Genomic DNA, 25,939 nt, shown 5'->3' on the forward strand with positions numbered 1-25,939 from the left:
CAATACGCTAGCCGAGCGAATCTATCCAGTTCGCGAGCGGCTCCCACAGCTGCGCGCGGGCGCGGCTGCCGACGATCATGCCGACATGGCCGGCATCGACGTCGCGCCGGTCCGCGAGCCCGATCGCAGTGGCGGCGGGCACGATCCGGTCGTTGCGGGCGACGAACTCGACCGCGGGGCAGGACAACGCCCGCGGGGCGATCGGGCGACCGGCAATCTGCCACAGACCGCGTCCGGCGAGGTCCCGGGCGATCATGTCCCCGAACAGTCCGGCGGCGGCGGCAGCGGGGAGCGGCGCACCCGCATTTGCCCAGTCCTCCAGCCTGACGAACGCGCGCGCGGCGGGGCTGGTCGGATCGCGGTCGGCGAACCCCTCGTATTTCGCGATCGTCTGCGCGGGCGCGAGCTGCCAGAACCCGCTTTGCAGCACTTCCATCGGTAACAGCCCCGTCTGGCGCGCGAACGGCGCGGCGGCGCGCCAAAGTCGCGCCATCTCGGCACGCGCGGTCTCGCCATAGCCGGCGAAATGCCAGGGTGCGGCGATCGTCGCCAGCCCCGCCACCCGCGTCAAGGCGGCAGCGGCGACGGCGAGCGTGCCGCCGAGGCAATAGCCCACCAGGATCGGCGGTTCGGCAAATCCGTGCAGCAGGGGCAAGATGATGCGCGCGACGTGCGCGTCGAGGTCGAGGTCCCGGTCCTCGGGTCCGGGCGTTCCCCAGTCGAGCAGGTGCGCATGATAGCCCCGCGCGGCCAGCCACCGCATCAGCGACGTGTCCGCGGAAAGATCGAGGATCGCCGCGGGGTTGATCAGCGAGGGTATGACGATGACCGCCGGCTTGCCCGTAGTGCCACCGCCATAGTCGCGCAGGACCGCCCGGCCGGCCGACGCGCGGATCGGGCGGGGTGGCAGGGGCAGATCCCGGGGCGCGGCCTGATAGCGGTCGAGCCCGGCCAGCGCCCGCGCGCGGCGGTCGGGCGATGCTGCGGTTTCGTTGCGCAACATGGCGAGGAACAGCGGCAACGGCCGTGGACCATGTTGCGGCGCAATGTCAAAGCGCGTAGCGTTTGCCCCGGTCACGTGGAGGGGCTGCATATGAAGAAGCAAAGCACGGTCGACGGGCTTGTCATCATCAAGAAGTACGCCAACAGGCGGCTTTATAATACCGAAACATCATCCTACATCACGCTCGATCATCTCGCGACGATGACTCGCGAGGGCCGTGACTTCAAGGTCGTCGATGCGAAGACCGAAGAGGATATCACGCACAACGTCCTCACCCAGATCATCATGGAGGAGGAAAGCCGCGGCGAGACGATGCTGCCGGTCAATTTCCTGCGCCAGCTGATCTCGATGTACGGCGATTCGATGCAGAAGATGGTGCCCGGCTATCTCGAGGCCTCGATGGACAGTTTCCGCCGCAATCAGGAACAGTTCAAGACCGCGGTCGAGGGGGCGTTTGCCCATTCGCCCTTCGCCGACATTGCCAAGCGTAATCTGGCGATGTTCGACGTTGCAGCGCAGGCCTTTGCCCCCGGCAATGCTGCGGGTGCAGCATCCCCCGCACCAGCAGCCAGGCCGGTGGCGACGAAGGACGAGGAGATCGCTGCCCTGCGCACCGAACTCGCCAGTCTTCAGGACAAGGTGGAAAAGCTCGGGAGCTGACATGGCACCGTTGCTGTGGACGGCGAGCGGCGGCTTTGCGGCGCTCGCGATCGCATCGGGTCTGGGCGCCCGCCGTCGCCATCGGCGGCGCGATCCCGACGCGGTCGGCTGGGTCGACTGGCCGACCGTGCAGATGCTGTCGCTGATGGGACTGGCGGTCACCATCGGGCTGGCGTTCAAGACCTAGCTGGCGGGGCGGCGCCGAGCCGCGGCCTCGACGTTCGGCCGTGCGCCGGTTACTATCCGCGCCAACCGTCAGGAGGGCAGGGCATGGACACGCTGGTGAGCACCGAATGGTTGGCGAACGCGCTTGAGACCAGCGTCCCGGGCGCTGGCGATCTCAGGGTCGTCGACGCAACCTATGCCGAGGGTCGCGACGCTGCGGCGGACTATGCGGCGGCGCATATTCCGGGCGCGGTGTTCATGAACCTCGCCGAGCTTCGCGACACCGACAGCGACCTGCCCAACATGCTGCCGTCGCCTGCCAAGTTCGCCAGCCGGATGCAGTCGCTCGGGCTCGGCGATGGCAGCCGCATCGTGCTGTACGACAGCTCGCCCTGGCGCACGGCGGCGCGCGCCTGGTGGATGCTGCGGACCTTTGGTGCGCACAATGTCGCGATCCTCGACGGCGGTCTGGCCAAATGGCAGGCCGAAGGGCGCGAGACGGAGTCGGGCAAGCAGGCGGTGCGGCATCGCCACTTCACCATCTGGGCCGACGACAAGGCTGTTCGCACGAAGGACCAGATAACCGCGAACCTGTCGAGCGGCGCCGAGCAGGTCGTCGATGCACGCTCCGCCCCCCGGTTCACCGGTGCCGAGGCGGACCCGCGACCTGGCACCGCATCGGGGCATATCCCCGGATCCAAATCGCTGCCCTATGCCACGCTGTTCAACGCGGACGGCACGTGGAAGACCGGCGACGCGCTGCGATCGGCATTCGAAGGCGCGGGCATCGATCTCGCCAGGCCGATCGTGACGACCTGTGGATCGGGAATCACCGCGGCGGTGCTGGCGTTCGGCGCGCACCTCCTTGGCAACGAAGCCGCGCTGTACGACGGCAGCTGGTCGGAATGGGGCGGCGATCCGTCGACGCCGAAGGCAATGGGCGCGAAGGCGACAGGAACGCAATGACCGAAACGACAAGGCCGGTCGGCGACGCCACCAAGGTGGTGCTCGCCGGACGTCGCGCGGAATGGACTCGTGGTGTCGGGGAGGGGGCGATCGTCAGTCCGCCGGTCTGGCGGGCGTCGACGATCCTGTATGACTCCGTCAGCCATCTCCGCGACAGCGCGACCCGCGATACGCATCACCGGCTGTTCTACGGCCGCAAGGGGACGCCGACGCAGTGGAGCCTTGCGGATGCGCTGACCACGCTCGAACCCGGGGCGGAAGGCACGTTCCTCTATGGATCGGGGGTCGCGGCGATCGCGGCGGCTTTGCTCTCGGTGTTGTCGCCGGGCGACGAACTGCTGCTGGTCGACAGCGCCTATGACCCGACGCGCGGGATGGCGAACGGCCTGCTCAAGCGGTTCGGCATCACGACCCGCTTCTACGACCCGCTGATCGGTGCGGGCATCGCCGACCTGATCGGCGAGAAGACCCGCGCGATCTTCATGGAAAGTCCCGGCTCGCTCAGTTTCGAGGTGCAGGACATCCCCGCCATTGTCGCGGCCGCGCGCGCGCGCGGCGTGACGACCCTGCTCGACAATACCTGGGCCACGCCGCTGTTCTTTCCGGCGATCGGCCACGGCGTCGATCTGACGATCCTGGCGTGCACCAAATATGTCGTCGGCCATTCGGACGCGATGCTCGGATCGGTGACGGCAGGGCCCGGCCATTTCAAGGCGCTGCGCGAGACGAGCTTTCAGCTGGGGCAGATCGCCAGTCCCGACGACTGCTGGCTCGGCAGTCGCGGGCTGCGAACGATGGCGGTCCGGCTGGCCCAGCATCAATCGAGCGCGCTGGCGATCGCGCAGTGGCTGGAGGCGCGTCCGGAGGTGGCGCAGGTGCTGCATCCGGCCCTGCCTGGCTGCCCGGGGCACGACCTGTTCGTGCGCGATTTCAAGGGATCGAGCGGGCTGTTCTCGTTCGTGCTGGACGGCGGTGACGAGGCGTCGCGGGCCGCGCTGATCGACACGCTCGAGCTGTTCGGGATCGGCTATAGCTGGGGCGGGTTCGAAAGCCTGGCGCTGCCGGTCGATCCGCACCGCTATCGCAGCGTCACCCGCCGCGAGGTCGCCGGGCCGATGATCCGCCTTCAGATCGGGCTCGAGGACCCGGCGGACCTGATCGCCGATCTCGACGCGGGGCTCGCCGCCTTTCGGGCGGTGCGCGGCTAGCGGCCTTGCTCGCCGGACGTGAGCGGGTACAGCGTGTCATGCAGACAGAACCGCCCGACGCTGAAGGCCCGGTCTTTGATACGGCGTTTCAGGCTAGGCTCGATCTGCTGTTCCGCTGGCGCCGTGACGTCCGCCGGTTCCGGCGCGATCCGCTGCCCGCGGGCGCAGTCGACGCGCTGCTCGCGATCGCCGACGCCGCGCCGTCGGTCGGGCTCAGCCAGCCCTGGCGGTTCGTCACGATCGACGACCCCGCGCGACGCGACGCGATCCGCGCGGACTTTGCCGCCTGCAACGCCGCCGCGCTGGCCGGCCAGGATGAGACGCGTGCCGCGCTCTACGCCCGGTTGAAGCTTGCCGGGCTTGAGCAGGCGCCCGTTCACATCGCGGTGTTCGTCGAACCCGATCCGAGCCAGGGTCATGGTCTGGGGCGTCAGACCATGCCGGAAAGCGTCGCCTATTCCGCCGTGATCGCGATACACACATTGTGGCTGGCGGCGCGCGCACAGGGGATCGGGCTCGGCTGGGTCTCGATCCTCGACCCCGCGCGGATCGCGCACATTGCGGGCGTGCCGGAGCGATGGCGGTTCGTCGGCTATCTCTGCCTCGGTTATCCCGAAAGCAACGCGGACATGCCCGAATTGGCGCGCGAGGGGTGGGAAGCGCCGCGTCGCACGCCGATCCTGCGTCGATAGGCCGGCGCGCACCCGAGCGTTGTGACCGAGACGGTGTGGCCGGTGCGCAACATCCATGGCGTCAACACCGCGCCTGGCGCAATAATCGCTTGTGCAGTGCATCAACGACTGTCATTCATTTGTCACCGCAGGAAAGACCGTGCTCGGAGGCCATGCCTCGATAGATGCGGCGTCCGCGGGTGCAGGCGGGGACATCGAATTTCCAGTTTCGAAAGGGAAACGATGCGCTTCTCCACTATCCTCTTCGGCGGCCTCGCGCTGGTTGCCGCACCCCCTGCGTTCGCGCAGGATACGGCGCCACCCAAGGACGTCACGGTCAGCGGATCGGTCGGACTTGTCAGCGACTATCGCTTTCGCGGCGTGTCGCAGTCGGACGAAAATCTCGCGGTCCAGGGCGGCATCACGATCGCGCACAAGAGCGGCGTCTATATCGGCACCTGGGGATCGAACCTCGCCGGCTGGGGCACGTTCGGCGGCGCCAACATGGAGCTCGACCTCATCGCCGGGTACAAGCTTCCCGTCGGTGGCGGCACGCTCGACGTCGGCGCGACCTGGTACATGTACCCGTCGGGCTTCGACAATACCGACTTCATCGAGCCCTATGCCAAGCTCTCGGGCACCGCCGGCCCGGTCGCGCTAACCGCGGGCGTCGCCTATGCGCCCAAGCAGCAGGCGCTGGGCCCCTGGTATTCGAACGGCACCTCGGCCGCCAACGGGGTCTATGACCGCGTCAACGCCAAGGATTCGAACCTGTACCTGTGGGGCGATGTCAGCAGCGGCATTCCCGATACCGGCCTGACCGTGAAGGCGCATGTCGGCTATTCGAACGGCAACAAGGGGCTCGGGCCATTCGCCACCAGCGTGTCGCCGACCGGCGAATATTTCGACTGGCTGGTGGGTGCCGATTACGTGATTCCGGGCACGCCGCTGACCCTGGGCGTTGCCTATGTCGATACCGACATCAGCAAGGCGGAGTCGGCGTATCTCCAGCCGAGCTTCAGCCGTGGGCAGGACGGCGTCGGTTCGATCGCCAACGGGAAGGTGCTGGCGTCGCTGACCGCCGCGTTCTGACGTAGCGCGGGTGCTGTCGTCGTCCTGGCGTTCGGCTGGGACGGCGGGAGCGCGCGGTTGCGGCATTTTGCACGGCCGCTTCCTGCCTCCCTCTCGTCACCCCAGCGGAAGCTGGGGTATCCTACGGAGCAGGGGCTGGCGGGCGGGGTGGCCATCGACCGAACACGAAAAAGGGCGGCCCCCCTGCGGGAGCCGCCCTTTTTCGCGTCTTGCAGCAACCGATCAGTTGGCGGTTGCGCGCGCATCCTGGCCGTCGCCTTCGGGGGCGGCAACGATGTCGCGCGTGGTCGAACCCTTGTCGATCACGGTCGTGCCGGGATCGCCCGCGCTCGACCGGATGCCGGGATCGGCGGCGCTGGGGCCCGCTTCGCTCAGCACACCGGCTTCGGCAGGGCTGCGCGCAGCGGTGCCGCCGAACAGCGCGTCGAGCGTCTGGGCGTTCGCGGCGGTATCCTGTGGCCGTGCGGCACCCGGCTGCGGCGGGACCAGCGCGAAATCGGGGGGGATCACCAGCGGAGCCTGGCGGGCGACGGCGAACTCGTCCGGTCGCGCACGATCGAGGCTCTTGCCGGCGCCACAGCCGGACAGCAACGCGACGCTCGCCAGACCGGCAGCCAGGGGCACAAACTTACGCATGGGAATTCTCCACAGGGGGCTTCTCGCGCACGAGCAGCGCCCGGACAAGCAGGACGAGCACGCCGACAGTAATCGCTGCATCCGCGACATTGAAGACCAAAAACGGGCGCCACTCGCCGATATGCAGGTCGGCAAAATCGACGACATAACCGAGCCGGATCCGGTCGAGGATATTGCCGACCGCACCGCCGAGCACGAAGCCCAGCGCGATCTGATCTGCCCGGTTCTTTTCGCGCGTCATCCAGATTGCGACCCCGACCGAGATCGCCCCCGTCAGCAGCACCAGCGCCCAGCGCGTCAGATGGCCATCGGCGGGCAGCAACCCGAGCGAAATGCCGATATTTGGCACGAAGCGCAGGTCGAAGAACGACGTGATCGTCTGCGCATCGCCGAGCGAATCGATCCCGAGCGGGCGCGTTACGGCCCATTTGCTGAGCTGGTCGGCGAGGAACAGCGCGATCGCCGCCCCGAAGCCGGCCTTTGGCAGGTTACGCATGCGCCACCACCTCTTCGCACCGGTCGCAGAGCTCGCCGTCGGTCGTCACCTCGGGGAGGTGGCGCCAGCATCGGCCGCATTTGTGGAAGTCGGTGCGCGTCACGGTGACCGCATCGCCCGGCGTGACCTTGGCGACGATGAATGCCTCGGCCAGCGCGTTGGCGTCGAGCAGCATCGCCGGGACGGTGATCTCGGCCTCGAGGCTGGACCGCACGGTCTTCTCGCGACGCAACGGCTCGATCGCCTCGGTGACGGCGACGCGCAAGGCGCGGATTTCCTGCCACTTGGCGCCGACAACATCGTCCGCGTCGAGCGACGGGAGCGACGGCCATTCGAGATAGTGGACCGAGCTGTCCTCGCTCGGGAAGCGCGACTGCCAGACTTCCTCCGCGGTGAAGCACAGCACCGGCGCGGCGTAGCGGACCAGCGCGTGGAACAGCACGTCGAGGACGGTGCGGTACGCGCGGCGCTTCACGTCGCCGGGCGCGTCGCAGTAAAGCGAGTCCTTGCGGATATCGAAGAAGAACGCCGACAGGTCCTCGTTCGCGAAGTCGGTCAGCAGCCGCGTGTAGCGGTTGAACTCATAGCCTTCGGCCGCCTGGCGCAGTTCGGTGTCGATCATGCCGAGACGGTGGAGCACATAGCGCTCGAGCTCGGGCATGTCGGACACCGCGACACGCTCGGACTCGTCGAAGCCCTCGAGCGCGCCGAGCATGTAGCGGAACGTGTTGCGCAACTTGCGGTAGGAATCCGACGCGGTGGCGAGCACCTCCTTGCCGATCTTCACGTCGTCGAAATAGTCGGTCGAGGCGACCCACATGCGCAGGATGTCCGCGCCGCTCTCGCCGATGATCTTGAGAGGATCGACGACGTTGCCGAGGCTCTTCGACATCTTGCGGCCCTGGCCGTCGAGCGCGAAGCCGTGGGTGAGGACCGCGTCATAGGGCGCGCGACCGCGCGTGCCGCAGCTTTCGAGCAAGCTCGACTGGAACCAGCCGCGATGCTGGTCCGACCCTTCGAGGTACAGGTTGGCGCGTGTGCCTTCGCCGTAGCGCGCCTCGACGGTGAAGACGTGCGTGCAGCCCGAATCGAACCAGACGTCGAGGATGTCCTTCACGACCTCATAGTCGGCGAGCGCATAGTCAGGGCCGAGCAGCGCCTGGTGGCCGTCGGCGTACCACGCATCCGCGCCGTTCTGGCGGAAGGCTTCGACGATGCGCGCGTTGACCGCGGGGTCGTTGAGGTACTGGCCGGTGACGCGGTTGACGAACAGCGCGATCGGCACGCCCCAGGCGCGCTGGCGCGAGATGACCCAGTCGGGGCGGCCCTGCACCATCGACGTGATCCGGTTTTCAGAGCGTGCGGGGATCCAGGTGGTCGCGGCGATCGCGTCGAGCGCGATCTCGCGGAGGGTTGCGCCGTTGCTCGACCCAGGCCCTTCGACTTCGCTCAGGGCGAACGGGGTGGATGCGTCGATGCCCCCGGCCTCAACCCCTACCGTGGGTGAGTCAGCATCCCCAACCCCGTTCGTGCTGAGCGAAGTCGAAGCACCTTGGGTCCCGACCGACGTGGCCGCATCCATCGGGATGAACCATTGCGGCGTCGCGCGGAAGATCACCTTCGCTTTCGAGCGCCACGAATGCGGGTAGCTGTGCTTGAAGTCGTCGCTCGCCGCGAGCAGCGCGCCGGTCGCGCGCAGGTCGGTGCAGATCGGGCCGTCCGCGGCCACGAACTTCTTGTTGATGACCGACCCTTGCCCGCCGAGCCAGGCCCAGTCGGCGCGGTACATGCCTGCGCCGTCGACCGCGAAGACGGGGTCGATGCCGTACTGCTTGCAGAGCTCGAAATCGTCCTCGCCGTGATCCGGCGACATGTGGACGAGCCCGGTGCCCGCGTCGGTGGTGACGAAGCCGCCGGGGAGGAACGGGCGGGGCTTTGCGAAGAAGCCGCCGAGCGCGTGCATCGGGTGGCGTGCGGTCGCGCCTTCCAGTTGCGAACCCTTACCGCGCCACTTGATGTTCTCCGACCAAAGATCGAAGCCAATGCGCGTGCGAACGCTATCAAGCAGATGCTCGGCGATCACGACATAGCGATCGTCCGCAAGCACGCAGACATACTCGATCTCGGCTCCATAGCTCAGCGCCTGGTTCACCGGGATCGTCCACGGCGTCGTCGTCCAGATCACCGCATGCGCGCCGACCAGTTCGGGCGCGTTCGGCGCGTCGACGATCTCGAAGGCAACGTCGATCTGCGTCGAGACGATGTCCTCATATTCGACCTCGGCCTCGGCGAGCGCGGTCTTTTCGACCGGCGACCACATCACGGGCTTCGCACCGCGGTACAGCTGGCCACTCTCGGCGAATTTGAGCAGTTCGCCGACGATCGTCGCCTCGGCGTCGTACTTCATCGTGAGGTACGGATCGGCCCAGTCGCCCATCACGCCGAGCCGCTCGAACTCGCCCTTCTGCACGGCGACCCATTTTTCGGCATAGGCGCGGCATTCGGCGCGGAACTGGTCGACGGGGACGTCGTCCTTGTTCAGCTTCTTCGCGCGATACGCTTCCTCGACCTTCCACTCGATCGGCAGGCCGTGACAGTCCCAGCCGGGGACGTAGGGCGCGTCCTTGCCCATCAGCGATTGCGAGCGGACGATGATATCCTTCAGGACCTTGTTCATCGCATGGCCCATGTGGATGTCGCCGTTCGCGTACGGGGGGCCGTCGTGCAGGATGAACCGCTCGCGCCCGAGCCGCTGTTCGCGCAGCCGGTCGTAGATGCCGAGCTTGGCCCAGCGCTCGAGGATCGCCGGCTCCTTGGCGGCGAGACCGGCCTTCATCGGGAAGTCGGTCTTCGGCAGGAAGACGGTGTCGCGATAATCGCGCGCGGCGGGGGCGGGTGCGTCGGTCATAGGTGGGGCGGGCTGTAGCCGAGCCGGGGGCCCGTTGCCATCCCCCCTCCCGCACGCACCAGCAGTGGCGCAGTCAGCCCAGAATGGTGCGCGCGCGGTCGCAGTCGATGTCCATCTGCGCGATCAGCGCGTCGAGGCTGTCGAACTTCGCCTCGGGGCGCAGATAGTCGATCAGTGCGACCTCGATCGTCTGCCCGTACAGGTTCTCGGTGAAATTGAAGAAATGCGGTTCGAGCAGTTCCTTCGGCGGATCGAAGCTCGGGCGGATGCCGAGATTCGCCGCGCCCTTCAGCACGCGGCCGTCGTCCAGCCGGCCGGTCACCGCGTAGATCCCGTAGGCGGGGCGCAGATAGTTGCCCATGTCGAGATTGGCGGTCGGATAGCCGATCGTGCGACCGAGCTTGTCGCCATGCTGCACCACGCCCTCGATCGCAAACGGACGCGTCAGCAGCCGCGTCGCGGTCGCCATGTCGCCGGCACGCAACGCCTCGCGGATCCGGGTCGAGGACACCGTCTCGCCATCCAGCGCAACCGCGCCGACGGTTTCCGCGCGGAAGCCGTGGACCGGGCCGCGCGCGGCGAGCGTGTGGACCGTGCCGCTCTTGGCATGGCCGAAGGTGAAGTCCTCGCCCGTCACCACGCCGCCGATCCCTAGATTGCGTTCGAGCTGGTCGGCGACGAACTGCTCGGCGGTCAGCGCGGCGAGATCGCCGTCGAAATGGAACACCACCATCGCATCGGCGCCAGCGTCTGCGAACAGCCGCTCGCGCTGGTCGAGCGTGGTGAGGCGGAAGGCGGGCGTATCGGGGCGGAAATGGCGGACCGGATGCGGATCGAACGTCGCCACCAGCGCGGGGCGCCCCTCCGCCTTGGCCCACGCGATCGCGCGCGCGACCACCGCCTGGTGACCGAGATGGAATCCGTCGAAATTACCCAGCGCCACGATCCCGTCCGCCAGATGCGAAGGGATGGATGCGCCACCGTCGAGCCGTTGCATGCACGGGTCAGTACCCAGACGCCGCGGATGACGATAGTCCTTCCGTGTCGTTGTCTCCCGCGCCTCCTTGTTCTTCCGCGAGCGCGGGAGTCCAGTCCGAGCTGCCCCCTTCGCGGCGGAACAGTCTTTACCGACGGGTGAGGGTGACGAAGCTGTAGGGTGGACGCTGCTTTTCGCCCGGGTGGTCTTCGCGGGCGATCTCGTGCCAGCCGTCAAACGCGGGGACGATGGCGTCGCCTTCGGGCTCGTCATGGACTTCGGTGAGCTCGATCCGGTCTGCATGGGGGAGCAGCTGCGCATAGATTTGCGCGCCGCCGATCACCGCGACGTCGTCGCCGGCCATCGCGAGCGCCTCGTCGATCGAATGCGCCACTTCCGCGCCGTCGGCGTGCCAGTGGCCGCGGGTGAGGACGATGTGGCGGCGGCCGGGGAGGGGGCTCGGGAAGCTCTCGAACGTTTTCCGGCCCATCACCATCGGCTTGCCCATCGTCAGCGCCTTGAAGCGCTTGAGATCGGCAGGGAGGCGCCAGGGGAGCTGGCCGTCGCGGCCGATGACGCCGTTGCTGGCGCGGGCGAGGTAGAAGGTGATCATCGGCGCATCATGCCGGATATGGGGGCGGGGGGCTATGCTTGTATCACCACCCCGGCGAAGGCCGGGACCCAGTTGGGGGACGTCGGTGGTGAAAGACCGCGCTCCGTTACGACCACCTTTCCACCTGGACCCCGGCCTTCGCCGGGGTGGTAAGAAGCGGGCGGATCAGTTCGGGGCGTGTTCCTTGACGTACGCCTCGGGATCCTTCTCGACGACCTTCACGCCGTTCAGGTGGTTCGCCTCGAACGCCGCGAACCGGACGCCCAGCTCGTGCCGCTCTTCCAGCGTCGCATGCTTGCGGAAGTCGGTCAGGCCCTGGCGCTCTTCCTCGGCGAGGTGATCGCTGTTCGCCTTGTTGCATTCGCCGACCGCCTCGAACCACGCGTCCGAGCCGACCGGGTGTTTGTCGACCGCTTCGCCGGTTTCGCGGATGTCGTTGTGATCCTCGATCGCGTCCTCGGTCTCCTCGGCGGCCGAGTCGGCGTCGTTGCCGCCGGTGCCTATCTTCATCAGCCGCGGGTAGAAGAAGCGCTCCTCCGCCTCGGCATGCGCGTCGAGCAGGTTCTTGAGGCGGGTCCACAGTGCCGAAAGCGCCTCGGTGTCCTTGGCGTCGATGCTGTCGATCTGTGCGAACAGCGCGCGCTGCTGGGCGTGTTCGTCGAGGATGAGCTGGGTGATGTCCATGATGGCCTTCCGAATGGGTTCGGACGGTCAACCGCGCGCGCCGTCACGGGTTCCTATTGCGATTCGCTCTCTGTTCGGGCGGCGGGTTCACACCGCGACGGGTGCCTTGATGTGCGGCTGCGCGACGTAATCGTGGAGTACGAAATCCTCATACTCATACGCGTCGATCGAGTCGGGCGTGCGCACGATCTCGAGCCGCGGGAGCGGGCCGGGGGTGCGGCCGAGTTGCAGTCGCGCCTGCTCGAGATGATTCGAATAGAGGTGGCAGTCGCCGCCGGTCCAGATGAACTCGCCGACCTGAAGCCCGCATTGCTGCGCGAGCATATGCGTCAGCAGCGCGTAGCTGGCGATGTTGAAGGGCACGCCAAGGAAGATGTCGCCCGAGCGCTGGTAGAGCTGGAGCGAGAGCTTGCCGTTCGCGACATGCGTCTGGAACAGGCAGTGGCAGGGGGCCAGCGCCATCGCGTGCAGATCGCCCGGGTTCCACGCGCAGACGATCTGGCGGCGCGAGGCAGGGTTGGTCTTGATCTGGTCGACCAGCTCGGCGATCTGGTCGATATGGCGACCGTCGCCGGCCACCCAGTCACGCCATTGCTTGCCATAGACGGGGCCGAGATCGCCGCTCTCGTCCGCCCATTCGTCCCAGATCGCGACCTTGCGATCCTGCAGCCAGCGGACATTGGTGTCGCCGCGCAGGAACCACAGGAGTTCGACGATGATCGAGCGAAGGTGGAGCTTCTTCGTCGTCAGCACGGGGAAGCCCTGTGCGAGGTCGAAACGCATCTGGGCGCCGAAAACGCTGAGCGTGCCCGTGCCGGTGCGGTCCATCGTCTCGACTCCGGTCGAGAGCACGCGGTCCATGAGGTCTAGATATTGGCGCATCGCGACGGCCTAGCGGTGCGGGACGGATCGCTCAAGCGGATGCAGTTGTGGATGCGACAGGGGCGGCGATGCGGCAGTCGAGGTGGTGCCCGCGTCGCCCGCCTCCGCTCCGATCATTGCCGACCTTGCAGCGGCATGCGCGCTGTTCGCAAGGCTCGGGCATGCACCGACTGAGGCGGTGGCTGTCGCCTATCTCGATCCGAATCGGAGGCTTTTGGGCATGCGGCATGTGGCGGGCGGGCGCGACCAGGTGCCGATCGCGGTGCGCAGTATCGCTGCCGATGCGCTGGCGTTCGCGGCGCAGGGGGTGGTGATCGCGCACAATCATCCGAGCGGGGACGTGACCCCGAGTACGCGCGACGTGGCGTTTACCCGTGCGCTGGCGGCCGGGTTGCGGACCGTGGAGGTCGTGCTGTTCGATCACGTGGTGATCGCTGGCGACCGGGTGGCGAGCCTGCGCGCGATGGGGGTGGTCTGACGGTCCGGAGCAATACTTGCTCCGCCCGGTGGCGCTATTTCGTCCGGCAGGCGCGGATCGCCTCGGGCGCGGGGCGCGGGCCGGTCGCGCGGAACATGGCCATATAGCCGCCCGCCGACGGCATCTCGTCCCTGTCGACCTGCGTATAGCCGACCGCCGCGAACTCGCATTTGAGCAGTGCGGGCGGCGTGCCGTGGTTGCGCGTCTCGCGTTCGGCATCGACGACGACGACCAGTCCGTCGGGTTTCAGCGAAGGGCGAAGCCGCCACAGGAACTCATAGGGCTGCTCGATCTCGTGATACATGTGCACCATCAGCACGCGGTCGAAACTCGCCGGGGGGAGCTTTGGATCATTGGCTTCGCCGAGTCGCACGCTGACATTGGCGAGGTCCTCACGCGCGACGCGCTCCGCCAGCTGGTCGCGCACGCTCGCGACGATGTCCTCTGCGAGAACGCGACCATCCTTGCCGACGCGGGCGGCGGCGCGGATGGTGTAATAGCCCTCGCCTGCGCCAATATCGGCGACCGTCATGCCCTTGCGGATATCCGCCTTGGTCATGACCTCGCCCGCCTCGTTCAGCCGGTCGCGCGCCTCCTCGTTCGACCAGCGCGCGGAAACGATCGACGCGACCGGCCGGTCGGCGGCGGGGAAGGGGCCCGCATCCTTGGGTTCACGCTGGATCAGCGGTTTGCTGCCATCGCATGCCGCCAGCAGCCAGAACGGAGACAGCAGCAGGGCCAGGACGCGCGTCATCTTCAATCGACGTCCTCCACCTCGACCGCCTCGCCGGTCACACGCTGCGACAGCGCGGCGGCCATGAAGGCCTCGAGATCGCCGTCGAGCACGTCCGACGGACTAGTCGAGACCACGCCGGTCCGCAGGTCCTTCACCATCTGGTACGGCTGCAGCACATAGGACCGGATCTGGTGGCCCCAGCCGATATCGGTCTTCGACGCATTCTCGGCATTGGCCGCCTGCTCGCGGATCGCGAGCTCGCGCTCGTAAAGGCGCGCGCGGAGCTGGTTATAGGCCTCGGCCTTGTTCTTGTGCTGCGATCGCTGGTTCTGGCACTGGACGACGATGCCGGTCGGGACGTGCGTGATGCGCACGGCCGAATCGGTCGTGTTGATGTGCTGGCCGCCTGCGCCCGATGCGCGATACGTATCGATGCGCAGGTCGCTCTCGTTATACTCGACCTCGATATTGTCATCGACGACCGGATAGACCCAGACGCTGGCGAATGACGTGTGACGACGCGCCGCGGAATCATACGGGCTGATCCGCACCAGCCGGTGAACGCCGCTCTCGGTCTTGGCATAGCCATAGGCGTTCTCGCCCTTCAGCAGCAGCGTCGCGGACTTGATCCCCGCCTGCTCGCCCGAATGCTGGTCGACCAATTCGACCTTCAGCCCGTGGCGTTCGCCCCAGCGCGAATACATCCGGCTGAGCATGCCCGCCCAGTCCTGGCTCTCGGTCCCGCCGGCGCCAGCATTGACCTCGATATAGGTGTCGTTGGCATCGGCCTCACCCGCGAGCAGCGCCTTGATCTTGTCCTTGTCCGCGCGGGCGGCAAGTTCGGCGAGCGCGGCGACGCCGTCCGCTTCCATCGCGGTGTCGCCCTCGGCCTCGGCCATCTCGATCAGCTCGGATGTGTCGCTGAGCTCGCTCTCGATCGCGCGCGTCGCGCTGATCGCCTCGTCGAGACGACGACGCTCGCGCATCACCTCCTGCGCAGCCTTGGGGTCCGACCAGAGCGCCTGATCCTCGACGCGCGCGTTCAGCTCGTCGAGACGACGCAGTGCGCGGTCCCAGTCGAGAAAACGGCGCAATAGCGCCAGCGCGTCCTTGATGGTGTCAACGTGAGCCTGCGCTTCGGCGCGCATGGGTATTCTCCAGTGTTGGGACCGGCATGATCGGCCAGCCCCGGAATATGGGGACGGCTAGTAGATTCCGCCCTGTCTTTGCAAGAAATCGCTGTCGCGCGGAGCCTCTGCCTTGGGGGCGGCGGTCGGCGCGGTGGTGGTGGTGGGGGCGGGGCCCGCACGGCGCGCGGCACGCCGCGGTTCGCTTTCGGGCTTGAACGCTTCCCAGATGACGCCCGGCTTGGGATCATCGGTGTTCGGCCATGTCCCATAGACCGGGCGGCCGCTCCCCCGGTCGATCCGGACCATCCGGATGCCCGCGGGTGCGCGGAATGGCAGCTTGGGCAGATCGGCATAGGCCTTGACCGCGAACTGCTTGAAGATCGGTGCGGCCAGCGTGCCGCCCTGCGCCGCGCTGCCAAGGTTCCGCGGCGTATCGAAGCCGATATACAGCCCGCCGACATATTGCGGGGTTCCGCCGATGAACCAGACGTCGGTCGGGCCATTGTTCGTGCCCGTCTTGCCGAACATCGGCCGATCGAGATCACGCAGTGTCACCGCGGTACCGCGCTGCACCACGCCTTCGGTGATGTGGACCATCTGATAGGCGGTCATCGCGTCGAGCACCTGGCGCTGGCGCGCGACCGGACGCGGCATCGGCTTGCCGTCCCAATCGGGTGCGTTGCATCGGTCGCAGGCGCGCCAGTTCTCGGGCCAGATCACCTTCCCGTGCCGATCCTGGACGAAGTCGATCAGCGACGGCGGCCCGCCCTTGCCGTTGTTGGCGAGGATCGAATAGGCGTTGACCATCCGCCCCACGGTGGTCTCGCCGGCGCCCAGCGCGAACGAGAGATAGGGCGCGTAATCGCCCACCCCCATCTTCTTGATGGTGGCAACGACCTTGGGCATGCCGGTCTGCGCGGCGGCGCGGACCGTCATCAGGTTGCGCGACTGTTCGATGCCCCAGCGCATCGTGTGCGGCCCGGCGCCGCGCGAATTGCCGAAGTTGCGGAAGCATTTCTGCCCCAGCCGCGCACCCTGATAGACGCAGAACGGCCCGTCGACGATGATCGAGGCGGGCGTCATGCCGTTGTCGAGCGCGGCGGAATAGACAATCGGTTTGATCGTCGATCCGGGCTGGCGCATCGCCTGGGTCGCGCGGTTGAACGCCTGGAGCCGGTCGTCGAAGCCGCCCTGCATCGCCAGCACGCGGCCGCTGGCAGGCTCCTCGACGACGAACGCACCCGAAACCTTGGGGATTGCCCGGAGCGCGAACTCGCCGCCTTCGGGCGCGACCGCGATGATGTCGCCCGTCTTGATCGCCCCGAACGCATTGCCGCCCTTGCCGCGCACCGCCATCTGCGCGGCATAGCGCGGCAGCGTGCCGGTCTTGCCGGTGCGGAAGCCCAGGCTCCAGCTATTGCCGTCCTTGCCGGTCACGATCGCCGCCACCCAATTGCGGTAATCGAGCGCGATGTTGCTGTTGAGCAACGGCTGGAGCCAGTTGTCGTCCTCGATCTCGACATGGCGGATCGGCCCGTTCCAGCCGCGCCCGCTGTCGAAGCGGACCAAGCCATCACGCAAGGCCTGCTGCGCCAGATCCTGCAACCGCGTGTCGAACGAGGTCCGCACCCAGAGGCCGCCCGAGTAAACGCTGTAAGGGCCGTCCTTCGCGCTTTCGCCGAACTTGGCCATCAGCTGGCGGCGGACTTCCTCGACGAAATAGCCGCCGACGCTTTCAAACCGCGGCGTGCGTCGCAGCACGACGCCCAGCGGTTCGGCGTTCGCCGCGTCGAATTGCGCGCGGGTGATGAAGCCGTTCTCGAGCATCCGGTCGAGCACATAGTTACGCCGCGTCATTGCGCGGTCGTGATAGCGCACCGGATCGTAATTCGACGGACCCTTGGGCAGGATCGCGAGATAGGCGATCTGTGCGAGATCGAGCTGGTCGAGGTCCTTGTCGAAATAGGCGTGGCTGGCGGCTTCGACGCCGAACGCGTTCCGGCCAAGCGCGATCTGGTTCAGATAGAGTTCGAGGATCTGCGGCTTGGTCAGCGTATCCTCGATCTTATACGCCAGCACCGCTTCGCGAAGCTTGCGCGTCGGCGAATATTCGTTGCCGATCAGAAGGTTCTTGGCGACCTGCTGCGTGATCGTCGATCCGCCGCGGGCGCGTCGGCCGCTGCCGATCTTCGAGACATAGTCGAAGACCGCGCCGGCAAGCCCCGGAAAGTCGACGCCGTGATGCTCGAAGAACGACTTGTCCTCCGCCGCCAGGAACGCATTGATCAGCATCGGCGGATATTCGGCGAAGCTGAGCTCGACGCGACGTTCGCGCGCATAGCTGTGGATCGGGGCTCCATCGATCCCGCGCACATTGGTCGGCAAGGGCGGTTCGTAGGTGCGCAGCGTATCGACCGAAGGAAGGTCGCGGACGACGATCAGCCAGAAGCCGAACAGCGCGATCAGCCCGAGGCCGAACAACGCGAGCGCCGCCTTGGTCCAGCGGCTCGCCCAGACGCGCGCGACACTGCCGCGCAGCCTGTCGGTGGTCCGGCGGGTCGCCGTCGAAGAGTTTGGGGAAGGATCGGACGCCATATTCGTGCCCCGCGTCTAGCAGGTTCGCGCGTCCTTGCCAGCCGCGTTCGGCGGGGTGGGGGCTGGACACGACGGTCGCGGTGGTGCGCGGACCCCTGAAAAGCGGTTGCGCCACGATCGATCTGTGGCAGCAGGCGGCGATGACCCCGCCGCCGCTTCCGATCCTTGCCGTCCTGCCCGACCTGCTCGCTGCGCTGCGTGCGCGGTCCTCCGCCGTGCTCGTCGCGCCGCCGGGCGCGGGCAAGACGACGGCGGTCGCGCCTGCGCTGCTCGAGCAAGCCTGGTGCACCGGCGAGATCCTGCTGCTCTCACCCCGGCGCCTCGCCGCGCGCGCCGCGGCGGAGCGCATGGCGGCGACGGCGGGCGAGCCGGTCGGCCGGACCTATGGCTATGCGACGCGGATGGACAGCAAGCGATCCGCGGCGACGCGCGTCACGGTCGTCACCGAGGGCATCTTTGTCGCGCGGATCCAGTCCGACCCGGAACTGGCGGGGGTGTCCGCGGTGCTGTTCGACGAGGTGCACGAACGCAGCCTCGACGGCGATTTCGCGCTCGCGCTCGCACTCGACGTGCAGGCGGGCTTCCGCCCCGACCTGCGACTCGTCGCGATGTCGGCCACGCTCGACGGCGCGCGGTTCGCGGCGGTGATGGACGACGCGCCGGTGATCGAGAGCGAGGGGCGCAGCTATCCGTTGACGCTGCGGCATATCGGTCGCGCGGCAGAGGCGCGGATCGAGGATGGCATGGCGGCGGCGATCCGCCGGGCTCTCGGCGAGGAACAGGGTGGCGTGCTCGCCTTTCTGCCCGGCGTCGCGGAGATCGAACGAACCGCGGACCGGCTCGCGAACCTGCCCGACGGGATTGTCGTGCACGAACTCCATGGCAGCCTCGATCCGGCGGCGCAGCGTGCGGCGATCCTTCCCGAACCCGATGGCCGGCGCAAGGTCGTGCTGGCGACCAGCATCGCCGAGACCAGCCTGACGCTCGACGGGATCCGGATCGTCGTCGATTCGGGTCTCGCGCGGCGCCCGCGGTACGACCGCGCGGCGGGCATGACCCGCCTCGTCACCGAACGCGCGAGCCAGGCCGCGGTCACGCAGCGCGCCGGCCGGGCCGCGCGTCTGGGCCCCGGCACCGCCTACCGGTTGTGGGAAGAGGCCGCGACCGCGGGGCTGCCGCGCTATGATTCGCCCGAGATCCTCGAGGCTGATCTGTCCGCGCTGGTGCTCGCCTGTGCCTTGTGGGGTGTCGCCGATCCCCGCGACCTGCGCTGGATCGATGCGCCGCCCGCCGCGGCAATCGACGAGGCGCTGCGCCGGCTGGCGACGCTCGAGGCGATCGACGCGGACGGTCGTCCGACGGCGCATGGCCGTGCGATCGCGAAGCTGCCGATGCGGCCGCGCCTCGCCCATATGCTGTTGCGCGCCGGAGAGCGGGGGCTGGCCGAGGTCGCCGCGCAGGTCGCGGTGCTGCTCGGCGAGCGCGGGATCGGCGGCCAAGACGTCGATGTCGAAACCCGCCTGCGCCGCTGGAAGACCGAACGTGGCGCAAAGGCGCAGGCCGCGCGCGGGATGGCGGATAGATGGGCCAAACTCGCTCCCCCTCCGGCGAGCGGGAGGGGGCCGGGGGGTGGGCGCCCGGTTTCGACGTCGCGCACCGCGGATGGCGCGAGCCCACCCCCCAACCCCCTCCCGCTTGCGGGAGGGGGGGTAGATGTTTGCGTGGCGCTGGGGTTTCCGGACCGCGTTGCGCGTCGTCGCGATGCGTCGGGCGAGACTTGGGCGTCGGTCGGGGGGCGGGGGTTCAGGCTCGATCCGACCTCGCCGCTCGCCCGCGCGGAATGGCTCGCGGTCGCCGATACGCAAGGGTCCGCGGCGGGCGCGCGGATCCTGTCCGCGGCGGTGATCGACCAGCCGACGGTCGAGGCGCTGTTCGCCGATCGGATCGAATCGCGCCGCATGGTCAGCTTCGACCCGGCGACCGGCGGCATCCAAGCGCTGCGCGACCGGCGGCTCGGCGCGATCCGGCTGTCGAGTGGTCCGGACAGCGGCGCGGATCCCGACGCGATCCTCGCTGCGCTGCTGGAGGCGGTTCGCGAGCACGGTCTTTCGCTGCTGCCGTGGAGCGACGGCGGGCAGGCGTTGCGCGACCGCGCCGCCTATGCAGGCGTGCCGCTCGACGATGCGGCGTTGCTCGACCGTCTGGACGAATGGCTCGCGCCGCTGCTCGTCGGAAAGCGCCGACTCGATGCGATCGCCCCGGGGGCACTCGTCGAGGCGTTGCGCAACCTGCTCGGCTGGGACGCGATGCAGACGATCAACCGCCTCGCGCCGCCCGATTTCACGAGTCCGGCGGGCAGCACGCACGCGATCGACTATGCCGCCGAGGGAGGGCCCCGTGTCGAGCTGCGCGTCCAGGCGCTGTTCGGGCTCGGCGTGCACCCGACCATCGGCGAAGCGCGCGTCCCGCTGGTGCTGAGCCTCACGTCACCGGCGGGACGCCCGATCCAGACGACGCGCGATCTGCCCGGGTTCTGGGCGGGGAGCTGGGTCGCGGTCGCCAAGGAAATGCGCGGTCGCTACCCCAAGCATCCCTGGCCCGACGATCCCGCCGCGGCATCGGCGACGCTGCGCACGAAAAAGGCGGATGCAAGGGGCGCAACTTCGCGATAAGGGGGGCCCATGCCAACCGCCCGTATCTTCCAGCGCCCCAAGAACGCCATGCAGTCCGGTAAGCACCGGACCGACAGCTGGCAGCTCGAATTCGAACCCTCGGAGCCCAAGCGCCCCGACCCGCTGACCGGCTGGGCCGGCAGCGGCGACACGCGCGACCAGCTCCGCCTGTTCTTCCCGACCGCCGAGGCCGCGATCGCGCATTGCGAGCGTGAAGGGTTCGGCTACACGGTCGTACCGGCGCCGCAGAAGACGCTGAAGCTGCAGAGCTACGCGGACAACTTCAAATAAGCGACTACCCGACGCCGTTCCGGCGACGGGGTTGAAAACGGCTCAGCGCGCGCGTCGCTAGAGGATGGATCCCGCGAGGATCAACAGCATCTTCGCGTCGATCGCAACGCCCGCCTCGCGCTTTGCCGCGACGAAGGCGGGAATGTCGGTGAGCGGTACGCGGTGCACGGTGATGTTCTCGTCACCATCGCCGCCGCCGTCGCCGACCTTGGTCAGGCCGGTCGCACTAACCAGGGTGAAGCATTCGGACGTCATCCCCGGCGACGAATAGAAAAGCCCCAGATCCTCGATCGCGGCCGCGCGGTAGCCGGTTTCCTCCTCGAGCTCGCGCCCGGCCGCGACCGCGACGCTCTCGCCCGCGGTCTCGTCACCCACCAACCCGGCGGGCAGTTCGAGGCAGGCGCGGCCCAGCGGTACGCGAAACTGTTCGACCAGAATGACGTCGCCCGCGTCGATCGCGACGATCACGGCCGCGGCGATCTGCCCGCGACGTTCCGCATATTCCCAGGTGCCTTCAGTCTCCACGGTCAGGAACTTGCCCGCCCATACGGTCGTGCTCATAATTCGATCAGCCTGTCGGGAAGTTCGTTGATCGCCGCACCGGTTCGCGGGAAATGCTCGGCGAGTACCGTGCCGATCTGCGCGACGGCATCGGCCATGCCGTCTGCCGGCCGGTCGTCGCGCACCGCGGTGAGCACGGCCGCCATCGCCGCGCCCCAGATCTCGTTCGGCACGCGCGAATGGATGCCCGAGTCCGCGACGATCTCCGCGCAGTGTTCGGCAAGCGACAGGTACAGCAACACGCCGGTCGCGCCGCGCGTGCGCTTTTCCGCGCCCGCCCGGAACAGCATCACTGCACGCCTGCGCACCCGCCGCGATTTCGTCGCGCCCGGCGTCAGCGCGAGTCGCAACGCGGGGATAGTGAGCAGCAGGCGCATGCCCAGGAACACCAGCGTCGTCAGGACGAGCGCGATCGCGAACAACGCGCCCTGTGGTGCCGACTGCGCCCACGGATCGACGAGCCGCGCATAGATCTGGTCGGCCGCCACCGGGTGCAGCGCGAGCACCGCAAGGCTCAGCAGCATGGCAAGCACGGACCATTGCAGCGAGACGTCGTGATAGGCGTCGGACTGGCGCGCGACGATCGTGACGATCTCGCCCGTCGTCGTGGTTTCGGCCTGCGTCACCGCGGCGGTGACGCGGCCGTGATCGGCTTCGCTCAACCGCATGTCACCAACTCCCCGATGCGCCGCCGCCGCCGGCAGAACCGCCGCCGCCGCCGCCAAAACCGCCGCCCATCCAGCCACCGCCGCCGCTGTCGCCGCCACCGCCGCCCCAGCTGCTGCCATCGCCGCCGCCGCGCCGTGACATCTCGTTGGCGATGCTCCACAACACGATCGGCAGTGTCCCGTTGCCGCCGCCACCGCTTGAATAGCGGGTACCACCGGCACGCCGCGAGATCATCGGAATGACGATCGCGGCTGCCACGATGCCGAAAATGATCAGCTCGATCGGCACGCCGCCACCGTTGCCGGACGGCGCGCGGCGATGCGTCTTGTCATATTCCGCCGCCGCCGCGCCGACCTTCGCGCGGGCCTCGGCGTCGGGCAAAGCGAGCTGGTCCGCGACCGCATTCGTGCCCGCGACGATCCCGCCGGTCATGTCGCCGGCCTTGAAGCGCGGCAGGATCTGCTGGTTGATCACGACGCTCGAAAACGCGTCGGTCAGGACCGGCTCAAGCCCATAGCCGACCTCGATCCGTACCTTGCGGTCGTTCGGCGCGACGAGCAGGATCGCGCCGTTATTGGCGTCCTTCAGCCCGACCCCCCAGTTCCGCAGCAGGCGATAGCCATAATCCTCGATCGGATAGCCCTGCAGATCGGCGACGGTCGCGACGACCAGCTGGTTGCCCGTCGCCTTTTGCAGATCGTCGAGTCGTTTGGTGAGCGCCGCTTCCTGCTCGGGCGGGATCACGTTCGCCGCGTCGACGACGAAGCCGGTGAATTTCGGGAAGGTCTGGGCGCCTGCGGTGCCGCTGCCGAGCAGCACCGCGAAGAGGAGCGCCGCGAGGACGCGGATCATGCCGCCGGCCCCGCGATCAGCTCGCGTTGCCGAAGTTCACCGTCGGTGCCGTCTCGGCCCCCGGCGTGGTCGCGGCAAATGGCACCATCGGCTTTGCACCATAGAAGATCTTCGCGCCGACCGCGTCGGGAAAGGTGCGGATCTTGGTGTTATAGGCCTGGACCGCGCCGTTATAGTCGCGCCGTGCGATCGTGATGCGGTTCTCGGTGCCTTCGAGCTGGCTCATCAGCGTGGTGTAATTGGCCTGGCTCTTGAGCTCGGGATAAGCCTCCTGCAGTCGCTGCAGCGACAGCCCGACGGCACCCTGCACGCGCGAGAACTGCTCGATCTTCGCAGGGTCGGTCAGGTCGTCGCCCGAGACCTGCACCGTGCTCGCGGCGGCGCGCGCCTGGGTCACCTCGACCAGAATGCTCTTTTCCTGCGCGCCGGCCGCCTTGACCGTCGCGACGAGGTTGGGGATCAGGTCGGCGCGGCGCTGATAGTCGTTTTGGACATCGGCCCAGCGCGCCTTCACATTTTCCTCGGCGGTCGGGATGCTGTTGATCCCGCAGCCGCCAAGCGTCGCCGCGAGCGCAACGACGGCGGATCCGCGAAGAATCTGGGCATAGGACGACATCGGGGCTCTCCTGCTGGTCTGTATCACCCCCATAGGACAGCGGACCGGCTTGGCGAAACCGAAATCGATGGCTAGCGTGCGGGGGACTGGAAAAGGGGGCGCAAATGCTCAAGGAATTCAAAGCGTTCATCATGCGCGGCAACGTGCTCGATCTGGCTATTGCGGTGATCATCGGGGCGGCGTTCAGCAAGATCGTCACCTCGCTGACCGACGACGTGCTGATGCCGGTGATCGGCAAAATTTTCGGCGGGCTCGACTTTTCGAGCTATTTCTGGCGAATGGGGCCTGTCCCCGCAAATTATGCCGGTTCGCTCAGCGACTATGCGGCGCTGAAGAAGGCGGGGGTGCCGTTGCTCGGCTATGGCGCGTTCGCGACGCAGCTCGTCAACTTCGTGATCGTCGCCTTCATCATCTTCATGATCCTGCGCGTCGTGAACCGCGCGGCGGCGCTGATCGAGCGTGAAACCGCGCGGCTCAAGCGTGAGGAAGAAGCGACTCCGGTCGCGCCGGCGCCCGAGCCGGTCGAGATCGCGCTGCTGCGGGAGATCCGCGACGAACTCAAGGCGCGCGGTTGAACGTCCTGTCCCTCTTCCCGCGCTGGGAGGGGGAGATCAGGCTGCGGCCAGATCCTCGGCATTGGCATCCGCCAGGCTCGTGCCGTCGAGGATCCGCGCAGTCTCGTCGCGGACGCGCATCATCGCAAAGCGGATCGCGCAGTCCGCCTCGCTCTTGCAGTCGAGGCAGGGCCGATAGGCCGTGCGGCTGACGCAGGGCACCAGCGCGAGCGGGCCCTCGATGATCCGGATGATCTCGCCGAGCGAGATCAGGTGGCTCGGGCGCGACAGGCGATAGCCGCCCATCTTGCCGCGATGGCTGTGCAGCAAGCCGGACTCGCGCAGGTCCGCAAGGATCAGCTCGAGAAACTTGCGCGGGACATTGGCCTCGGCCGCGATGCGGGTCATCGGGATCGGTGGACCACCGACCGGGGCACCGCCAAGGAAGATCATCGCGCGAAGCGCGTAGCGAGAGCGCTGCGTCAACATAATACAGATTTCTATGCACGCGGTTTGTGGCGAGCGAAAGGCCGCAAAGGGCAAAATCACGGGCTTTTAATCGGCCGACCGCCGCTCTATATCACAAGCGTCATCGGGGGAATTCTCTCCTGGTGACTATGGCGATAAACCGTGGCGTGTCATAGACACAGCGGACCCGGGGGCAGTACCCGGCGACTCCACCACCGCCCTCTTCGCAAGAGGGGGACGATGACGGGGTCGAACTAGGATCGACGTGTGTTCAACGACGCTATGTTTCGCTCGGAATGGGACCACCGCAACGGCCCATACACAAGTGCCAACGATAACGAAGCACTCGCAATTGCCGCATAACTGACGGTCTAACGACCTAAGTTATACCGACGAAAGCGCGGTTCGGGCCACACCGGGCAACAGAAGTGGAAACCGGCGGTACGGGGGGCACCGAGCAACAGAAGCTCCCCACTCAAATCATACTCAAGCGCGCGCCCGCCCTCAGGCGGCAAGTTGCGCGACCAGCTTGTCGAGCCGCGGGCTGAACCCGACGATCCCGATCAGCAGCTGGACGAGGGTCAGCATTCCCGCGCCCCACCAATAGGCCAGGTGCACCCGCCCGCGCAGTTGCGCATCGAACAGCATCGCAGCGCCCAGATAGGCCATGGTCGCGATGAATATCGCCCAGGTCCCGGACGGACCCATGAGCGGCATCGGCAAGATGCGCCCCAGCGCCGGCGACATGATCAGGATCGTCGCGGACAGCATCAGGCGCTTGTGCCAGTCGGACCGGTGTCTCAGCTGGATCGCCCAGCCCGCCAGGATCGCAAAGCCGATGATCTGAAGGTCGAGCGCGAGGAAAAGGCCCGGCGTGAAGAAGGGCGGGACGCGGTTGAGCCGGACGGCCATGACCGTCGTCGCGACGCCCACCACGACCATGACCGGGACCAGACACGCGGTTGCGACGCCCAGTCGCCGGTGCATCGCGATCGACCCCCGGTCGACCAGCCAGTTCTGCGCAACGTAGAGGATGATCCAGCCGAAGAAGACGGCAGCGTGCAGATGGACCTGGGCGGGAAGCCCGACGATGTTCCAGTCCGTCCGCTGCAGGTCCAGCCCGAACCCTGCGAAGACGGTGACCGCGATGATCGCAGCCAGCATGAGATAGAAACGCCGCTCGGCGGTGATCGCCGACACGCTGGTTGCCAAGGTTGCCATGATGCCCCCGCATCTTTGCTGCCTTGGCCGAGAATGCGCATGCACGCTGGACGCTGCAAGCCGATAGCAGCGTGTCCGGCCGTCATTCTCGTACAAATTGCCGAGCGCGGATCCCGCGGCATCGCGCCGCCGGCTT

Annotated in this window: 27 protein-coding genes and 1 other RNA gene; 11 read left to right on the forward strand and 17 right to left on the reverse strand. The window is 67.6% G+C overall.

Annotation, left to right across the window (positions count from 1 at the left end; all coding sequences use genetic code 11):
- Positions 1–7 precede the first annotated feature (7 nt).
- Positions 8–1,093, reverse strand: a complete 1,086-nt coding sequence (locus tag FHY04_RS01415; RefSeq protein ID WP_260171264.1) for an alpha/beta fold hydrolase — start codon at positions 1,091–1,093, stop codon at positions 8–10.
- Here FHY04_RS01415 and phaR point away from each other — a divergent pair, their 5' ends adjacent.
- The 6 genes from phaR (at position 1,094) to FHY04_RS01445 (ending at position 5,765) form a co-directional block, all read left to right on the forward strand.
- Complete coding sequence (gene phaR, locus FHY04_RS01420) at positions 1,094–1,663, forward strand: polyhydroxyalkanoate synthesis repressor PhaR (protein WP_166746851.1); 570 nt, start codon at positions 1,094–1,096, stop codon at positions 1,661–1,663.
- A gap of 1 nt (position 1,664) precedes the next feature.
- Entirely contained in the window at positions 1,665–1,850 is a 186-nt protein-coding gene (locus FHY04_RS01425; protein ID WP_183935154.1) for a hypothetical protein, read from the forward strand.
- Positions 1,851–1,933: 83 nt separating this feature from the next.
- Complete coding sequence (locus FHY04_RS01430; RefSeq protein WP_183935155.1) at positions 1,934–2,794, forward strand: sulfurtransferase; 861 nt, start codon at positions 1,934–1,936, stop codon at positions 2,792–2,794.
- Positions 2,791–4,002, forward strand: a complete 1,212-nt coding sequence (gene metC / locus FHY04_RS01435; protein WP_183935156.1) for a cystathionine beta-lyase — start codon at positions 2,791–2,793, stop codon at positions 4,000–4,002. The genes FHY04_RS01430 and metC overlap by 4 nt, the downstream gene beginning before the upstream one ends.
- A 38-nt stretch (positions 4,003–4,040) precedes the next feature.
- Positions 4,041–4,694 carry a 5,6-dimethylbenzimidazole synthase gene (gene bluB, locus FHY04_RS01440; protein ID WP_183935157.1) on the forward strand — a complete coding sequence of 218 codons (654 nt, stop codon included), beginning with the start codon at positions 4,041–4,043 and terminating at the stop codon, positions 4,692–4,694.
- Positions 4,695–4,916: 222 nt separating this feature from the next.
- A complete protein-coding gene (locus FHY04_RS01445; RefSeq protein WP_183935158.1) occupies positions 4,917–5,765 on the forward strand; it encodes a TorF family putative porin in 849 nt (282 codons plus the stop codon).
- Between the two features lie 222 nt (positions 5,766–5,987).
- Here the strand turns inward: FHY04_RS01445 and FHY04_RS01450 are convergent, their stop codons facing one another.
- From FHY04_RS01450 to FHY04_RS01480, 7 genes are all read right to left on the reverse strand, one after another.
- Positions 5,988–6,401 (reverse strand): DUF3035 domain-containing protein, encoded by a 414-nt coding sequence (locus FHY04_RS01450; protein WP_031440002.1) that lies wholly within the window; start codon positions 6,399–6,401, stop codon positions 5,988–5,990.
- On the reverse strand, positions 6,394–6,897 hold the full coding sequence (lspA, locus tag FHY04_RS01455; RefSeq protein ID WP_031395901.1) for a signal peptidase II: 504 nt from the start codon (positions 6,895–6,897) through the stop codon (positions 6,394–6,396). Before lspA ends, FHY04_RS01450 begins: the two co-directional genes overlap by 8 nt.
- Positions 6,890–9,805, reverse strand: a complete 2,916-nt coding sequence (gene ileS / locus FHY04_RS01460; RefSeq protein ID WP_183935159.1) for an isoleucine--tRNA ligase — start codon at positions 9,803–9,805, stop codon at positions 6,890–6,892. The genes lspA and ileS overlap by 8 nt, the downstream gene beginning before the upstream one ends.
- Before the next feature lie 73 nt (positions 9,806–9,878).
- The gene (locus FHY04_RS01465; RefSeq protein ID WP_183935160.1) at positions 9,879–10,802 is read right to left on the reverse strand and encodes a bifunctional riboflavin kinase/FAD synthetase; all 924 of its coding nucleotides are present in this window, start codon (positions 10,800–10,802) and stop codon (positions 9,879–9,881) included.
- 127 nt (positions 10,803–10,929) lie between these two features.
- Positions 10,930–11,394, reverse strand: coding sequence for a dihydrofolate reductase (locus tag FHY04_RS01470; RefSeq protein WP_031440006.1), 465 nt, complete (start codon positions 11,392–11,394; stop codon positions 10,930–10,932).
- A gap of 165 nt (positions 11,395–11,559) precedes the next feature.
- Positions 11,560–12,078: a hemerythrin domain-containing protein gene (locus tag FHY04_RS01475; protein WP_031395906.1), complete on the reverse strand. Its 519-nt coding sequence runs from the start codon at positions 12,076–12,078 to the stop codon at positions 11,560–11,562.
- Positions 12,079–12,165: 87 nt separating this feature from the next.
- The gene (locus tag FHY04_RS01480) at positions 12,166–12,960 is read right to left on the reverse strand and encodes a thymidylate synthase (RefSeq protein ID WP_183935161.1); all 795 of its coding nucleotides are present in this window, start codon (positions 12,958–12,960) and stop codon (positions 12,166–12,168) included.
- Positions 12,961–13,045: 85 nt separating this feature from the next.
- Here FHY04_RS01480 and FHY04_RS01485 point away from each other — a divergent pair, with 85 nt between their 5' ends.
- Complete coding sequence (locus FHY04_RS01485; protein WP_183935162.1) at positions 13,046–13,438, forward strand: JAB domain-containing protein; 393 nt, start codon at positions 13,046–13,048, stop codon at positions 13,436–13,438.
- A gap of 34 nt (positions 13,439–13,472) precedes the next feature.
- Here FHY04_RS01485 and FHY04_RS01490 read toward each other — a convergent pair whose 3' ends face one another.
- Genes FHY04_RS01490 through FHY04_RS01500 form a run of 3 tightly spaced genes read right to left on the reverse strand, consistent with a single transcriptional unit; the run spans position 13,473 to position 17,899 of the window.
- Positions 13,473–14,192, reverse strand: a complete 720-nt coding sequence (locus FHY04_RS01490; RefSeq protein ID WP_183935163.1) for a class I SAM-dependent methyltransferase — start codon at positions 14,190–14,192, stop codon at positions 13,473–13,475.
- A gap of 2 nt (positions 14,193–14,194) precedes the next feature.
- On the reverse strand, positions 14,195–15,322 hold the full coding sequence (gene prfB, locus FHY04_RS01495; protein WP_031394840.1) for a peptide chain release factor 2: 1,128 nt from the start codon (positions 15,320–15,322) through the stop codon (positions 14,195–14,197).
- Positions 15,323–15,379: 57 nt separating this feature from the next.
- Complete coding sequence (locus FHY04_RS01500) at positions 15,380–17,899, reverse strand: penicillin-binding protein 1A (protein WP_183935164.1); 2,520 nt, start codon at positions 17,897–17,899, stop codon at positions 15,380–15,382.
- A gap of 140 nt (positions 17,900–18,039) precedes the next feature.
- On the opposite strand from FHY04_RS01500, the gene hrpB reads away from it, so the two are divergent.
- Both hrpB and FHY04_RS01510 read left to right on the forward strand, forming a co-directional pair.
- Positions 18,040–20,571, forward strand: coding sequence for an ATP-dependent helicase HrpB (gene hrpB, locus FHY04_RS01505; protein WP_183935446.1), 2,532 nt, complete (start codon positions 18,040–18,042; stop codon positions 20,569–20,571).
- Between the two features lie 9 nt (positions 20,572–20,580).
- Positions 20,581–20,862, forward strand: coding sequence for an ETC complex I subunit (locus FHY04_RS01510; protein WP_031440756.1), 282 nt, complete (start codon positions 20,581–20,583; stop codon positions 20,860–20,862).
- Positions 20,863–20,919: 57 nt separating this feature from the next.
- Here FHY04_RS01510 and FHY04_RS01515 read toward each other — a convergent pair whose 3' ends face one another.
- The 4 genes from FHY04_RS01515 to FHY04_RS01530 are packed head-to-tail and all read right to left on the reverse strand — an operon-like array spanning position 20,920 to position 23,560.
- Positions 20,920–21,423 (reverse strand): NUDIX hydrolase, encoded by a 504-nt coding sequence (locus FHY04_RS01515; protein ID WP_221211589.1) that lies wholly within the window; start codon positions 21,421–21,423, stop codon positions 20,920–20,922.
- Positions 21,420–22,091 (reverse strand): TPM domain-containing protein, encoded by a 672-nt coding sequence (locus tag FHY04_RS01520; RefSeq protein WP_183935165.1) that lies wholly within the window; start codon positions 22,089–22,091, stop codon positions 21,420–21,422. The genes FHY04_RS01515 and FHY04_RS01520 overlap by 4 nt, the downstream gene beginning before the upstream one ends.
- A gap of 1 nt (position 22,092) precedes the next feature.
- Entirely contained in the window at positions 22,093–22,944 is an 852-nt protein-coding gene (locus tag FHY04_RS01525; protein ID WP_183935166.1) for a YgcG family protein, read from the reverse strand.
- A gap of 16 nt (positions 22,945–22,960) precedes the next feature.
- Complete coding sequence (locus tag FHY04_RS01530; RefSeq protein ID WP_031394860.1) at positions 22,961–23,560, reverse strand: LemA family protein; 600 nt, start codon at positions 23,558–23,560, stop codon at positions 22,961–22,963.
- Between the two features lie 104 nt (positions 23,561–23,664).
- On the opposite strand from FHY04_RS01530, the gene mscL reads away from it, so the two are divergent.
- Positions 23,665–24,135, forward strand: coding sequence for a large conductance mechanosensitive channel protein MscL (mscL, locus tag FHY04_RS01535; protein WP_031394859.1), 471 nt, complete (start codon positions 23,665–23,667; stop codon positions 24,133–24,135).
- A 36-nt stretch (positions 24,136–24,171) separates the two neighbouring features.
- On the opposite strand, the gene FHY04_RS01540 is transcribed toward mscL, so the two are convergent.
- Positions 24,172–24,603, reverse strand: coding sequence for an Rrf2 family transcriptional regulator (locus FHY04_RS01540; RefSeq protein ID WP_031394858.1), 432 nt, complete (start codon positions 24,601–24,603; stop codon positions 24,172–24,174).
- Positions 24,604–24,663: 60 nt separating this feature from the next.
- Here FHY04_RS01540 and ssrA point away from each other — a divergent pair.
- Positions 24,664–25,019: a transfer-messenger RNA gene (ssrA, locus tag FHY04_RS01545) on the forward strand.
- Between the two features lie 67 nt (positions 25,020–25,086).
- Here the strand turns inward: ssrA and FHY04_RS01550 are convergent.
- Positions 25,087–25,803 (reverse strand): hypothetical protein, encoded by a 717-nt coding sequence (locus tag FHY04_RS01550; RefSeq protein ID WP_183935167.1) that lies wholly within the window; start codon positions 25,801–25,803, stop codon positions 25,087–25,089.
- Between the last annotated feature and the right edge of the window lie 136 nt (positions 25,804–25,939).

The organism is Sphingomonas sp. BK481 (genome assembly GCF_014194875.1).
Lineage (GTDB): Bacteria > Pseudomonadota > Alphaproteobacteria > Sphingomonadales > Sphingomonadaceae > Sphingomonas > Sphingomonas aerolata.